11 protein-coding genes and 1 pseudogene are annotated in these 14,964 nt (G+C 45.7%); 2 read left to right on the forward strand and 10 right to left on the reverse strand.

Features of this window, described 5'->3' with window-relative positions:
* From nqrE to CKQ84_RS02850, 10 genes and pseudogenes are all read right to left on the reverse strand, one after another.
* Positions 1-609 (reverse strand): NADH:ubiquinone reductase (Na(+)-transporting) subunit E, encoded by a 609-nt coding sequence (nqrE, locus tag CKQ84_RS02805; RefSeq protein ID WP_006080469.1) that lies wholly within the window; start codon positions 607-609, stop codon positions 1-3.
* A gap of 5 nt (positions 610-614) precedes the next feature.
* Positions 615-1,247, reverse strand: a complete 633-nt coding sequence (locus tag CKQ84_RS02810; protein WP_006080467.1) for an NADH:ubiquinone reductase (Na(+)-transporting) subunit D — start codon at positions 1,245-1,247, stop codon at positions 615-617.
* On the reverse strand, positions 1,247-2,035 hold the full coding sequence (locus tag CKQ84_RS02815; protein WP_028761566.1) for a Na(+)-translocating NADH-quinone reductase subunit C: 789 nt from the start codon (positions 2,033-2,035) through the stop codon (positions 1,247-1,249). The genes CKQ84_RS02810 and CKQ84_RS02815 overlap by 1 nt, the downstream gene beginning before the upstream one ends.
* Positions 2,028-3,227, reverse strand: coding sequence for an NADH:ubiquinone reductase (Na(+)-transporting) subunit B (locus tag CKQ84_RS02820; RefSeq protein WP_105250021.1), 1,200 nt, complete (start codon positions 3,225-3,227; stop codon positions 2,028-2,030). Before CKQ84_RS02820 ends, CKQ84_RS02815 begins: the two co-directional genes overlap by 8 nt.
* On the reverse strand, positions 3,227-4,561 hold the full coding sequence (locus CKQ84_RS02825) for a Na(+)-translocating NADH-quinone reductase subunit A (RefSeq protein WP_028761568.1): 1,335 nt from the start codon (positions 4,559-4,561) through the stop codon (positions 3,227-3,229). The genes CKQ84_RS02820 and CKQ84_RS02825 overlap by 1 nt, the downstream gene beginning before the upstream one ends.
* A 401-nt stretch (positions 4,562-4,962) precedes the next feature.
* Positions 4,963-7,016: pseudogene (locus CKQ84_RS24170) on the reverse strand (TonB-dependent receptor).
* A gap of 164 nt (positions 7,017-7,180) precedes the next feature.
* Positions 7,181-7,690, reverse strand: a complete 510-nt coding sequence (gene luxS / locus CKQ84_RS02835) for an S-ribosylhomocysteine lyase (protein WP_028761570.1) — start codon at positions 7,688-7,690, stop codon at positions 7,181-7,183.
* A 154-nt stretch (positions 7,691-7,844) separates the two neighbouring features.
* The gene (locus tag CKQ84_RS02840) at positions 7,845-8,963 is read right to left on the reverse strand and encodes a TRAP transporter substrate-binding protein (protein ID WP_105250022.1); all 1,119 of its coding nucleotides are present in this window, start codon (positions 8,961-8,963) and stop codon (positions 7,845-7,847) included.
* A 253-nt stretch (positions 8,964-9,216) separates the two neighbouring features.
* Positions 9,217-9,537, reverse strand: coding sequence for a BolA family transcriptional regulator (locus tag CKQ84_RS02845; protein ID WP_028761572.1), 321 nt, complete (start codon positions 9,535-9,537; stop codon positions 9,217-9,219).
* Between the two features lie 151 nt (positions 9,538-9,688).
* Positions 9,689-10,303, reverse strand: coding sequence for an alpha-ketoglutarate-dependent dioxygenase AlkB (locus CKQ84_RS02850; RefSeq protein WP_105250023.1), 615 nt, complete (start codon positions 10,301-10,303; stop codon positions 9,689-9,691).
* Positions 10,304-10,386: 83 nt separating this feature from the next.
* Here CKQ84_RS02850 and CKQ84_RS02855 point away from each other — a divergent pair, with 83 nt between their 5' ends.
* A complete protein-coding gene (locus CKQ84_RS02855; RefSeq protein WP_105252984.1) occupies positions 10,387-11,523 on the forward strand; it encodes a methyltransferase in 1,137 nt (378 codons plus the stop codon).
* A 212-nt stretch (positions 11,524-11,735) separates the two neighbouring features.
* Positions 11,736-14,894 (forward strand): DUF2339 domain-containing protein, encoded by a 3,159-nt coding sequence (locus CKQ84_RS02860; protein ID WP_105250024.1) that lies wholly within the window; start codon positions 11,736-11,738, stop codon positions 14,892-14,894.
* Positions 14,895-14,964: the final 70 nt, after the last annotated feature.

Below are 14,964 nucleotides of genomic sequence, written 5' to 3' on the forward strand. Positions count from 1 at the left end.
TTACAGAGACACACCTGAAAACGACATGAAACCTAAGGCCATCAAACCAGCGGTGATAAAGGTAATCCCTAAACCACGTAGGCCGTTAGGCACGTCGGCATACTTCAGCTTCTCACGGATACCGGCCATCAATACGATAGCTAATGCCCAACCCACTCCTGAGCCGAAACCAAACACCACACTCTCGCCTAGCTTGTAGTCACGCTCAACCATGAATGATACCGCACCGAAAATCGCGCAGTTCACTGTGATCAAAGGTAAGAAAATACCTAATGCGTTGTACAAAGGTGGAAAGTACTTGTCCAGTGCCATTTCCAGAATTTGAACCAAAGCCGCAATCACACCGATAAAGGTAATGAATTTCAAGAAGCTTAAGTCAGCTTCAGGTGCGCCAGCCCAAGCAAGTGCACCAGGAGCTAGCAGCCCTTGATAGATAACTTGGTTTGCTGGGACAGAGATAGTTAACACTACAACTACCGCAATCCCTAGGCCCATGGCTGTAGTGACTTTCTTAGACACAGCCAAGAAAGTACACATACCTAGGAAGAAGGCCAGTGCCATGTTTTCAATGAAAACAGAGCGAATTAACAGGCTAATATAATGTTCCATCGCACTTACCCTTTTGCTTCAACTTGCTCTGGCTTATAGGTACGAATAATCCAAATCAAAACACCGATCAGGAAGAACGCACTCGGAGGCAGTAGTAGCAGACCGTTTGGTTGGTACCAGCCGCCATCAGAGATCTTGTGCAGGATTTCAACACCGAACAGAGAACCGTTACCAAACAGTTCACGTACGAAGCCAACAGCTAACAGAATTGCACCGTAACCTAAACCGTTACCGATACCATCCATAAAGCTCATCATTGGCGGTGTTTTCATCGCGTAGGCTTCGGCACGACCCATTACGATACAGTTCGTAATAATCAGACCGACGAATACCGACAGCTGCTTAGAGATCTGATAAGCATAAGCCTGCAGCAATTGGTCAACCACGATTACCAAAGAGGCAATAATGGTCATCTGTACGATAATACGCACACTGCTTGGAATATGATTACGGATCATTGAGATAAACAGGTTCGAAAACGCAGTTACCGCAGTTAACGCCAACGCCATTACCAGTGCAGTTTCGAGCTTGCTCGTTACCGCTAATGCACTACATACACCAAGTACTTGTAAAGCAATCGGGTTGTTGTTGACTATAGGTCCGGTCAGAACCTGTTTCAGTTCTTTAGCGTCAGACATTAGTTGAGACCTCCATTGCGTGCTTTTTCAATGAAACTCGCAAAACCTTCTTTACCCAACCAGAATGTCAGTGAATGTTGTACACCGTTACTCGTTAAGGTTGCGCCAGATAATGCATCTACACCGTACTCAGTGCTAGCAACAGTTGGGTTTTTCGTTACGCTGATAGCGAGTTTACCTTGCTCATCAAATAACTTTTTGCCATGCCATTTCGCTTTCCACTGAGCATTTTGCACTTCGCCACCTAAGCCCGGCGTTTCGCCGTGCTCGTAGTAGACTAAGCTTTGCACTGTGTTTAGGTCAGCATCCATAGCAAGGAAGGCATACATAGTAGACCATAGGCCATAACCATGGATTGGCAGAATGACACTGGTTAATTTACCTTGGCCGTCACGAACAAGATAAACCACAGCCTTATCAGCAACACGTTTCACTGAAGCGATGTCATTCTCAGGTACAAATGAGGTTTTCACATCACGAGAAGCTTTACGTTGATCATAAGTGTCAGCATCAACACCCTCAACCCAAGCACCCGTTTTCAAATCGACCAGTTTAGCTTCGATGTGTTTGCCGTATGTATCTAGAATTTGCGCTTTGGTCACTTTGCCAGCTTTAGTATCGATAAGACCAGCGGCTTCCAGAATGTACTTTTGCTTATCAAGCAGTTTATTTTCTGCTTGAGTCGGTCTCAGTAACACTGCTGCAGTAGACACAAATATCGCACAAATTAGACACAGGCCAACGACGATAAATAAGGTTCTGCCGAACGAATCTTTATTACTAGCCACGGGCAATCCTCCGCTTGATATTTGCCTGAACCACGAAGTGGTCGAACAATGGCGCGAACAAGTTAGCAAACAAAATTGCCAACATCATGCCTTCAGGGAATGCAGGGTTAATCACGCGGATAAACACAGCCATTGCACCGATCAAGATACCGTATGCCCATTTAGCTTGGTTAGTAAATGACGCTGACACTGGGTCTGTCGCCATAAACATCATGCCAAACGCAAAACCACCTAACACTAAGTGCCAGTACCAAGGCATTGCAAACATTGGATTAGTGTCGCTACCGACAACGTTAAGCAGCGTAGAAATGGCAATCATGCCCACCATTACACCACCAACGATGCGCCATGAAGCGATACGCGTGTAGATGATGACCAAACCACCTAACAGAATCGCTAATGTAGACACTTCACCCACTGAACCTGGAATGAAACCGAAGAACGCATCCCACCAGTTTTGGTTAATTGCGTAATCTAAAGTGCCAGACGCCGCTTGGCTCAGTGCAGTTGCACCTGAGTAACCGTCAGCCACAACCCATGAGGTATCACCTGACATATTCAACGGATAAGCGAAGAACAAGAAGGCACGACCCGCTAGTGCTGGGTTTAAGAAGTTACGCCCTGTACCACCGAACACTTCTTTCGCCACGACCACACCGAAGGTGATACCCAGCGCCACCATCCATAATGGGATAGTTGCTGGCAGCGTTAAAGCAAACAGGATAGAGGTAACGAAGAAACCTTCGTTGACTTCATGACCACGGATAGAGGCAAACAGCACTTCCCAGATACCACCGACGGCAAAAGTCACCGCGTAGATAGGTAGGAAGAAACAGGCGCCATACCACATCAGCGCAGGCCAGCCAGAGTTTGCCGTCAGTTCGGTACCGAACATACTGAACAAGCTCACTTGCCATACGTCAGGGGTAGCAAAACCAGCCACTAAAGCTAATTGAGCTTGTAAACCTACGTTGTACATACCCACGAACATCGCGGGGAAAGCACAAGCCCAAACCGTAATCATCATACGTTTTAGGTCGAGGTTATCGCGAACATGGGTTTTGCCCTTGTTCACTTTTCCTGGGGTATAAAAAATCGTGTATGCCGCTTCGAATAGGGCATAAAACTTTTCGTATTTACCGCCTTTTTCAAAGTCGGGTTCAATACGTTCGAAAAAATCTTTCAAGCTCATTAGCCTTCCCTCTCGATCGTATCTAGACAGTCACGCAGATATGAACCGTAGTCATACTTGCCTGGACATACGAACGTACACAGTGCGAGATCTTCTTCATCTAACTCTAACGCGCCTAACGTAGCAGCACCGTCAAAGTCACCTGAAATCAAGTCACGCAACAACATAGTAGGAAGAATGTCCAATGGCATTACACGCTCATAGTTACCAATTGGCACCATAGCGCGGTCTGAACCACCTGTACTGGTCGTCATGCTGAACAGACGAGAAGGAGCGAGATGTCCTAAGAATGCACGAGTGATAGAATATTTGTCTGAGCCTGGTAATACCCAGCCTAAAAATTCTTTCTCTGTACCTTCTTCTAACAGACTTACTTGAACATGGTAACGACCTAAATACCCTTGTGGGCCAACAGCTGTACGACCATTCAGAACAGAGCCTGAAATCAGACGAACATTGCCATCTAAGGCTTCACCTGCGGTTAATTCAGTCATGCTCGCGCCCACAACAGTGCGTACGAGTCTTGGCTTAGCCGCTTTAGGGCCTGCGATCGCAATAACACGTTCGGTATTGAGTTCACCCGTCGTAAATAGCTGACCAATTGCTATTACATCTTGGTAACCAATATGCCAAACGGTACGTTTTGCAGAGGCAGACAATAAGAAGTGAATGTGAGTACCGACTAATCCTGCAGGGTGCACACCGGCAAATTCTTCAACTTGGGCGTTTGCGGCAGGAATATCAGCGCCAGGCGCTTTACAAAGGTAAACTTTACCGTCAGTAAGTCTTGCTAAGACCTTAAGACCATTAGCAAAATCTTCTTTATGCTCACGGATCACCACAACGGGATCAGCGGCAAGAGGTTGAGTATCTATTGCGGTTACAAAAATACCAGCAGCAGAAGAGTCTACAGCAGGAACTTTGCTAAAAGGACGAGTACGCAAAGCAGTCCATAAACCTGATTCAATCAGATTGTCACGGACTAACTGCGAGTCGAGCGTATCGAGTGCAGTGGCATCATATTTAGCAAAGGCAACGCTGTCGTTTCCTTCCACTTCAATGACAACAGACTGCAGAACACGCTGGGCGCCCCGGTTAATGTCTAATATAGTACCACTGGCTAAAGCCGTATATTTAACGCCTAAATTCTTCTTATCTTCAAAAAGAACTTGGCCTTTTTGTACTTTATCGCCCACTTTGATCTTCATCGTTGGACGTAAGCCAATATACTCTTCACCCAAAGTAGCTACATGTTTAATGGCTGGGCCATTATGGATAACTTGCTCTGGTCCGCCTGCTATAGGCAGTTCCAATCCTTTCTTAATTGTAATCATATCCACAAGCACTACGTTTGAAGGAAAGACAATGCGCCGCGTTCCTGCTAAATACTTAGGTTTTAAACAAAACCTACTGCATTGAGCTAGCGCAGATTTATCACAGAAATGCGATCGCAATCACGCTGGTCGCGCGCATTTTACCCCAATTGACTTGGCATCGCCACGAAAATTATAGGTGATTTCAAACCTAAAATACGGATTGAAAAGAATCATGCGCTACGGCGTTCACCTTCCGACCTAGTGACTGATCAGAAAGAGAGAATATTACGGCCACTGGGTACTATAGCATTAATAATTAAAGATTTAATTTAGCAAAAAGTCGAAACGTCCACTAAACGCAGCCGAAATCGATCTTATTTGTTTCAATTGATTTAAATTCAAACAAAATAAAACTCAATTTAAAAGCGCCATTGATAACCTAAATAGCTAATACGTCCATTTTCCGATCGAATTCCGCTATTTGATGCTGTCGTAACTAATGACTCATCTAAGAGATTTTCTACTCTAAAATAAATCTCATGGTGACGGTTAAAATGATAATTCGCCGCTAAATCTACCCGCCATTGTACTGCGATAGGCTGTAATTCAGCGCCAAATTGGCCCATTTCCCGCTCGGATTGATAAAAGACATTTGCATTCAATTCATATTCGGCATATTTCATTCCAGCACTAAAATGCAATTGCTGCTCAGGTAACCAAGCCACTCTATCACCAGCCACAACGCAACCTTGGATTTCGTTACAGCTATTGGTTTGATACTCCGAATTCGAATATTGATAATTTAAGACTAATGGTAACTGTACACTACCGATATCCCACTGGTAGCCAAGACTCAGCTCAACTCCTTTGGTCAGTACATCCACGACATTGCCTTGAACCCACAAACGACTGTCGGCGCATTGGGTATACGCATCGCAATTGACATGCAGGTTATCAAAATCTTGAACGTAGGTTTTGATGTCAGCACTAAAATGCTCACTGGCATATTGGGCGCTGACTTGATATTGCAGCGATACTTGCGCCTCTTGCTCAAGATTACCTGCACTCGCGGCGGTCCATGAGCGGCGAATATCCGTACTAAAGCGCCAATCTCCAGCATCATATAAAACACCGAGTTGTGGCATCCAATCGCTGTCGGAGAAATCAGCCGCATCCAGTCCTACATAAGCTAAATCGACCTTGCGATTGACGCTCACTTGTTCATAGGCAAGCGCGAGCTTTATCTGTAATTCGTCCCAATTAAACAAAGAATCGATTGCCGAAGTAAATGCTGTTGCATCGTCGGTATAGGCTAATAATGCATTTTGTGCATCACTCACTAAACTCAAGTCCTGCTGCCATAGACTCAGTTGATCGCCAAGGCGCATCTCGGCTTTATCCGTATGATAACGGGCGCTATAGATAATTTGATGGGCACCATACTGATTCACTGATTCAGTTTGTGCCCCAAAGGAGCTGAAATCATTGTCTTGCTGTAAAGAAGCCAGTTCGACGCCATCGACTATCGGCTGACGTTCAAATGCGGCCAACGCAGCAAGACTATGGGCATCGAGCATTTGCCCATCAAATTGATTGAGTTGGTTTAATTGCTGCGAATAAGACTGGTAGTAAAAGTCTGTGGTGACCTTATGCCCACCATTGAGCGTAACTTGGTGAGACAGTTGGTACTTATGATGTCGCCCCTGATGTTTATCCGCCGCAGTGGCCGAATACAAACTCATAGGATCTTGTTGCCAATCAGCCTGTGTAACCCAAGCTGAGAGCGATAACTATCATCATCGAGAAACTGGTAAGTAAACTCAGTCACCTGTGGACTTCTGGCGCCGAGTAAACTCGCGGCGTTGATTTTAAATAAGATGTCTGTCGTTTGGTGGTCTGTGTCTTGACCATTGAGCAAGTGATCGGCGCCGCTATTATCTGCATAATTAACCGCGAGTATCATGCCATACTCTTTTTGCTTCACTCCCCAATTCATATCGACACTGTAGTCTGAATCGGTATTGCCCTCGAGAGTCGCCTTACTATTCTCGGTCTGCTCAGCAACAGGTAAGGTTTGATAACTCACCACCCCAAACGCACCTTGCCCACCGACAGCCATATTTGCCATCGGGGCGGCAGTAACACTCTGTTGTTGCAGCAGATTAGGTAAGAGTTGTAATTGCGGTGCCGAATACGGCGCAGGGGAGAAATACACTCTATCTTGTAATACCGCAATACCTTGAGTTGCGCTACGCATGCTGATGCTTGCGGGATTTCCACTCAGATCCGCAGGCAAAACCGTCAAAGCCGTCAATTGACCTAACGCTAAACGATTAGACGTTGAATGAAATGTGTCATTGAGCTTGTTCAATTCAAGCATTTGACTGTGAAGATCATCGGCGAACGTTGTGCTAGAACAGGCAAGAGATACAGAAATTGCACAAAGTGATACAGTGAAGTAACGACTAGGCATACCAAGCTCCCAAAAACTTTGTTAGCGTACGGTGTTTTTGTTATTAACTTGTAAAATAGCTGAGTTTGCTTGAAAAAAAAAGCGACTCTCGTCGCTTTCTCTTATTTACTTCAGGAAACTGAATTTACTAAAGAAGCACTCTCATACTATAAGAGTGCGAACAATTACAGATTACCTAGAATTTCATCGCTTAATTTTAGATCGTCATTACGATTAACACTTACGCCTGCAGCAATAATATTACGGGCGATATCTTGTGCTTGCTCTAATGAATGCATCTCATACGTACCACATTGGTATTCGTTCAGCTCAGGGATTTCAGACTGCTCAACCACTTTAAGCACATCTTCCATCGCGGCTAACCACGCATCGGCCACTTGGCGCTCTGTGGGTTCACCAATCAAACTCATATAAAAACCGGTACGACATCCCATTGGCGAAATATCAATGATCTCAACATCGCTGCCATTTAAATGGTCACGCATAAAACCCGCAAACAAATGCTCTAGAGTATGAATTCCACGCTCACTGAGGATCTCTTTATTCGGTGCGCAAAAACGTAAATCAAATACAGTAATGGCATCGCCCTTTGGCGTGCTCATATGCTTAGCGATACGAACCGCAGGGGCATTCATCCGAGTATGGTCGACGGTAAAGCTATCAAGTAATGGCATAGGGATCTCCAAATTCTCAGGGCGACATCAACGCCACTGTAACTGTCTATTTATGGCTTGCAAGCATAACACCAAATGAATTACGCCGATAACAAGATAATCTAAGATGAAATCATCTCATATAAATCAGATGCTAATGTGACAAAAACATCATTTAGTGTTGACGCTGCTGACTGTAAGCATCCTCAGATATTTTATGGTACTGGCGCACACCTTGCTCATACGTGTGGTAGGCATCGTACACCTTTCGCATTAAGGGATCTTGATTCGCTTGTTCTTCAATCACTTGTTTGGAAATTTTCTCAAGCTCCAACAAGACTTTCGGTGGAAACGCTTTAAGCTCCACACCTTCGTCCTTCACTAACGTTTCAAGGGCGGTCACGTTACGGGTCGTGTATTCATCGAGCATATCTTGGTTAATGGCTCTCGCAGCAACTCTGACTATGGCCTGTAAATCCTCAGGTAAACTCTCGAAGGCAGCGGTATTAATCAAGAATTCCATATTTGAACCTGGCTCATGCCAACCAGGGTAATAGTAGTACTTAGCCACTTTATGTAAACCGAAGGCAAGATCATTCACTGGCCCTACCCACTCTGCGGCATCAATCGCCCCCGTTTGCAATGCACCATAAAGTTCACGCCCCGCCATGTTTACAGGTACAGCACCAACGCGTTTCAACACTTCACCACCTAAGCCCGGCATGCGGACCTTCAATCCCTTAAAATCAGCAATGGTATTGATGGGTTTATTAAACCAGCCACCCATTTGCATCCCAGTATTGCCACCCGCGAGGGGGATTATCCCAAAGGGTTGATACACTTCAGTCCACAGCTCCATACCACCACCATAGTGAAGCCAGCCATTTATTTCCTGCGCGGTCATACCAAAGGGGATCGATGAAAAAAACTGCGCTGCGGGCGCTTTTCCTCTCCAGTAGAAAGAAGCGGAGTGGGCCATTTGAATTTTACCCTGACTCACACCATCAAATACGGCAAAAGCGGGCATCAACTCACCCGCACCATAAACGCTAATCTTTAACCGACCGTTAGACATTTCATCGACTAAATGCGCAAAACGCTCAGGAGCCATGCCTAAACCTGGGAAGTTTTTCGGCCAAGAGGTTGCAAGACGCCATTCAATAGCAGGTAAAGCGTGGGGAACATCAGTTGCGGCATGGGAAGCGGCCACGCTTTGCGCATCACTGGAGACGGGGTTACAACCGCTCAGTCCCATCAGCAGCACTGAGATAAACAAACTCCCTAACTTACGCATTTTTAATAGTCTCCCTGATGTCAAACGAGCACATGGATCCAACTGACATGGAAATACACTCAAGATGGGTATTGACAATCACATCACCCAACCTCTTAAAATAAAACATATTGTTAACACAGAAACTAAGGTAGGGAAACTAGAAACTAAGGTCGGCAAACCCAAAAATGGTCTTAAGCCGGCCTAAAACAAAAAGCCACTCTATGAAGAGTGGCCTTGAAATCTAAGCTAAACAGTATTGCTGAGCGATTAATTAACCACGACAATTTGGCGTATTAGGTACTTGTGCATTCGCATCCCACTCATTTTGAGTGAAAGTGTGAATAGACAAAGCATGCACGCCATTGGCTAACTCATGGGCTAAGTGAGTGTTGACCAATCGATGACGGGCTAATAAACGTAAGCCATCAAACTGCTCGCTCACCAGCACAACTTTAAAGTGGGTTTCTGAATTCGGTGGTACATGGTGACGATTACTTTCGTTAATCACTTCTAAATGGGTCGGCGAAAAGCATTCGGTTAATTTCTGCGAAATAGTGTTAGCCACAGTGCCCTGCACATGAGTATTGGACATATTCGAGTCTCAGAATGGGAAAATCCAGTTGCCGCAGAGTACTGCTTCAAATTGAAAAGATCAAATTCACGCTTTCAATTTGTTGATGCCCCACCACTTTATATCAGCCATATTTCGCAGTGCTTCACCATAGGCAGTTAGCGGGAGGCAATTAACCATGGAAATTAACGATGAGTTGTCTAAAGGTATAGTTCCAACGCGGCTCTTTTACTTTCAAACGTTTAGGTAAACTGTGTAACCAATCACTTTGCATAGGCCAGTGCATGATCAGTAGATCGCCACTGTGCAAACTTATGCTGTACTTGGTTTGACTGTGCTTATGCTTAAGCACAAAATCCCGCGTGGCGCCTAAGGTAATAGAAGCAATATGACTCCCTTGAGCTATTTCAGGTTCATCATCACTGTGGGCGCCCATACAATCTTTACCATCGGCGTAGCGATTCACTAATACCCCATTGCTCTCCAAACCATAATCCCGCGCTAACTTATCCCTCAACTTGTGAGCATATTTAGGCCAAGGTAAGGCGCGGATAAACAGTCCTGAATATAAATAGTCGCAGCCCAAATCGCCAAACCACACTTGCTGGCGAGGAATAACGTGAAACTGACCAAAGACTTGGATTTCAGGGCGACTTAAGGGATAGGTCAGCGCTTCTTTCATTAGCGCCGCTTGCTGCTCAGCATTAAGATAACCCCGCACTAAGGTGATGGGCGGTTTAATTTGAGCCTCCCCCTCTGTATCAAACCCTAACTTACCTTGCTGCATTGACGTCCTCCATGCGAGCCGTCGCACTGCGCCATGAAATCTGCGATAATCTGCGCCTTAAATTTATTGGCGCAGTGTGGCACATGACAACACAATTTTCAGTAGCGGGTGTTGAACTCGAACTCTTACGGTATCCGGCTCAGCAGGAATCTAATCTTCAAGCTTGGGATGCCGCCGATGAACACTTACTCAAAAGCCTTATTGAGTCAGAGCAAGCCGCCGTGCCAACCGCCATTATCAACGACAATTTCGGCGCCTTAAGCTGCGGTTTATCTAAATTGCATCCAAGTTGGCCGCTATTTGTTGAAACCGATGCCAGAACCAGCTTTTTAGGCACAGAACAAAACCATGGCCGCAATCAGTTGCCAATGGATAATCTGCAATGGTTTACCAGCCGCGATACCTTGCCAGAAAACTTAGCCTTAGTATTGATGAAGTTGCCTAAAAACTTAAGCTACTTTGCCCACCAGCTAACGCGCTTGTCGCAAGTGTTACCCGCAGGCACTCGTGTATTAGTGGCCGCCAAAGCCAAATCGATTAATGGCGCCTTACTCGACATCTTTGCTAAGCATTTAGGCCTCGCAAGCGCCAGTTTAGCGTGGAAAAACACGCGAGTGATCACCTGTGTCAGTGATGGCAAACCAAGACCATTAGCCAAAGAAGTGACTTGGGCCATACCCGAATATCAACTTGAGATCAGCAATTTAAGTAATGTGTTTGCCGCCAACAAACTCGATATTGGCGCACGCATCATGCTAGAGAATCTGCCCAAAGGGGATTTTAAGTCGATTGTCGATCTCGGCTGTGGCAATGGCGTGCTGGGGTTACGCACCGCCCAGTTATTCCCAGAGGCTGACATTCACTTTATCGATGATTCTGAAATGGCAGTCGCATCAGCCAAGGCAAACTGGGCACGCAACCAATTGCCCGCAGATAAAGGCCACTTCTATTGGGACGATTGCATGACGCATCTACCAGAAGAAGTCCAACCGGATCTGGTACTGTGTAATCCACCGTTCCATCAAGGTGAAGCCATTACCGATCATATCGCCTGGCAAATGTTTTTAGATGCTCGCCGCCGCTTAAAAGAGGGGGGGATCTTACATATCGTCGGTAACCGTCATCTGGCTTACCATGTAAAATTACAGCGCTTATTTAAGAACTGCACCACAGTCGCCTCCAACGGTAAATTTGTGATCCTGCAGGCACAGAAAAAATAACCTCATCGAAATTGACACGTTAAATGAGAGCCAGCAATGTTTGGCTCTTTTTTATACAGGGCTCTTTTTATGCTGAGCAATGACATGTTGGAAAAGCAGCAGTCGGAGATTTCCTAAAAATCAACAACAACTAGCCGAAAAATACACATACAAGTACACTTCTTGCCGACAAAGGTTTATGAGTTAAGCACTTAAACACTTAGGAATGAGATATGCCGTTAAAGGATGACGTTGCCCAACTAAAAGCTGAGCTGGCACAGTTACAATCGCTGCATTTATCGCAGCAATCTTCGCTCGGTCGTCAATTAGCAGAATTCTCCACTAAGCTCGAGACCTTAAGTCAGCAAATTGCGGCTGAAGACACGCTCCCATTAACCTATGCGGCACAAACACCAACCCTTGAGCCAGCTTCCGTAGAGCCAGCCCCAGGAGAACCCAACCCATGGCAGCAAGGCCCTATACCAAGTGAACCTTGGCAAGAAGACCCTTGGCAAAGAAAAACGAAAAATACCTCGACGGAACAAGTCGCTAAAACCGAACACCTTATTCAAGCACAAAATCAACAGCTGAGTGATGAAGTCAAATTGCAGGCAAGTGTGCAAGCGGCGAGTCAATTTGATGAGTTGTTATCCCAAGGACTCGCGGCCGTCATGGCACCCTTTGCGGCAGTCAACGAGCAAGTCAAATCTTTCTACCATCATTATCAGGCTAAGGGATTAGGACCTGTCTTTTTGATGACTGTCGCAGGGATCATCACCCTGACCTTAGGCTTTGGTTATTTACTGCAATATTCAATCAACCATTGGTTTTCAGAACTTGGCAAAGCGCTACTCGGGTTTGCCAGCGCGAACGCTATCATAGCCAGCGGGATTTTTATTCGCCAAAAACGCGCGGGTATGGCGGATTTTGGCTCAGGTATTGTCGGACTCGGACTCATACTTAATTATCTCTGCGCGTACTTTATTGGGCCGTATTTTGAGTTAGTTCCCAATAGCGCGAGTTTTATCTTACTGTTATTGATCACTTTGGCAGGTTATGGCCTGTCGATGCGCTTAGATGCCAAAGTGATCGCCGTGATCGCCTTAGTCGGTGGCTCGACCGCGCCTATGATGCTGTTATCCCAAAGCTATGCGCCGCTATTGTATCTACCTTATTTACTGCTTATTGGTGCAGGCGCCCTTGCCCAGAGTCGCAAACTTAAGTGGCCGCTGCTACTGGAAATCACCGCCCTGTTGCACATAGGCTGCATCGAAGCTTTTAGCAATTTCATTGAATTGCCATTCAGCGACATTGGCGGCGTCAGTCTGCTCGCGCTTATCAGTATTAATGCGTTCTTTTATCTCTACGGCATCACAGGCCTACTATTTACCCAGCAGTTTACCCATCAGGATGAAAAACATAATGCACTGAGCCATCGCATACTCGCCCTACCGATAGCATTGCTCGCCTTTGTGTTATTAGAGTTGACGCAATTTACTGAGTTCGCAGGGGAAATCTTTGCGGCCAACGCACTGATTTGCGCAGCCCTCTATTGGAAGCGCACAGGCAACCTAGAAAAAGCCCGCAGCGGCTTATTATTAGTCTTTGCAGGGAGTTTTGCGGGATTTGCCGCACTGTATTTACTCAGCCACGATTTCCTTGGATTAGTATTACTGCTCGAAGCCTTATTACTCTTGTGGATTGGCACCAAAGAAGAACTGATATCCGTTCGCGCCGAAGCCTATGTATTGCTGCTGATGGGATTAGGGCTCAATGCGTCTAGTGTACTGACAGGCATGAGCCTTTTAGCATCAAGCTTTATCGATGGGGCGCCAATTTCTCCCTTGTTAGCTTTTGGCTTTCCACTGTTGGCACTGGCTTTAAGTTGCGCCGCCTTAGTCTTAGTGATTCGGCTATTAACACTCCATCATACGTTACTTTCGACCCTAGAAAGTCAGCTAAACAGAGTGTTAAAAGAGCTATTAAGCGGTTTTTATGTGGCGACAATTATCCTCGCGGCTTACCTTTTTAGCAGCGATTACTACCTCGCCATCTTGCCACTGGTCAGCCTATTACTGCTGTATTTGAGCGCAAAGGACAGACTCGTTGTGAGCGAGTTTGCTGCTTGGCTCTTACTATTGCCGCTGCTGTTTAAGGTTGTTGAAGGCATAACGCTCACAGGCAGTTTTAGCTTTAGTGCCCAACCCCTTATGGCAAAACTGGCACGGTTTGAGTTATTTATCGCCTTACTCTTGGCCCATTATTGGTATCGTCACCACTATAAAGATGCCTTATTTGCCAAAGCCGCTTATACGATGCAAATCTTCTGCTATTTGCTGCTGCCGCTTATTCTGCTGCCCAAAGTCATCCGCAACCATTGGGAATATACCGCTATTGCACTCTGGCTGAGCACCTTTATGAGCCTAGGTTTAGCCTACTTTGTTAAACATAAGAGTTTGAACATAGAAGCCAAAATCCTCACTTGGTTAGCGGTTCTGATGACAGCCTCGCTATGCCTTATTCACGCTTGGCAAGGACTCGCGGCGCTAGCCGTTGGCGCCCTCTTTATGGGCTTCACACTGCTTCGTTATCGCCAATTACCCGAGACATGGCGTCCCTTGCTGCAGCTACAATGGCAATTAAGCCCTTATTACTTTGCACTGGTATTGGCCGTGATCGTTTATGGTTTTAATCATTCTGAGCTAGTAGGAATAGCCATGACAGCATTAGCCTTAAGTGGTTATTTTGCATTGCTAATCCAAAGAGGTTTAAGCCTGAGAGGTGTAAGTCAGGCATCTGTAGGCCAAGCCTCATATAGCGCAAAATTCCCCCTCGCCGCCGAAATCCAAGCCGCAATAAAGGAAAGCTACCATCTCGCCTATGGTCTCACTTTAGGCTTAGCCCTGTTGCCCATCATGTTCCATTTTGAGCTAACACTCGGGCTTAATCGTGATAATGCCTCGTTTATGTTAATCGAGTTTTTATCACTGGCGCTCCTAGCAAGGCTTATCTTGCAGCACGGTGCAGCAATACGCTTGCATAGACGCATCTTACCTTTACAAGGACTTAAGTGGGGTTGGCATCTGTTACTCGCCTTAAGTTACTTCATGTGGAGTTATAGCTTCGATAACATTATTGCCGCCCCACTCAGCGCGATTTTATTGGTTATCCATGGCAGTGTGTTGATGTTTATCAGCTTAAAACCACAAAATGCCGATATGATCCGCCTCGCCGCAGGGCTATTTACCTTATCGACGCTTAAAGTGCTATTACTGGATATGGCTTCATTCGAGCTAGTGCAAAAGGTGATTGCCTTTATGCTGATCGGGGTCATTTTGCTGACTGTTTCTTACTTCTATCAGAAGGCGAGAAATCGACTGCAGCAAGATTAACATCGTTTTTAAAGCACTAAAAAAGCCGCCATCAAATTGAATCGATGGCGGCTTTTTACTGTTAACGATT

Origin of the sequence: Shewanella sp. WE21 (assembly GCF_002966515.1) — a bacterium.
Classification (GTDB): domain Bacteria; phylum Pseudomonadota; class Gammaproteobacteria; order Enterobacterales; family Shewanellaceae; genus Shewanella; species Shewanella oncorhynchi.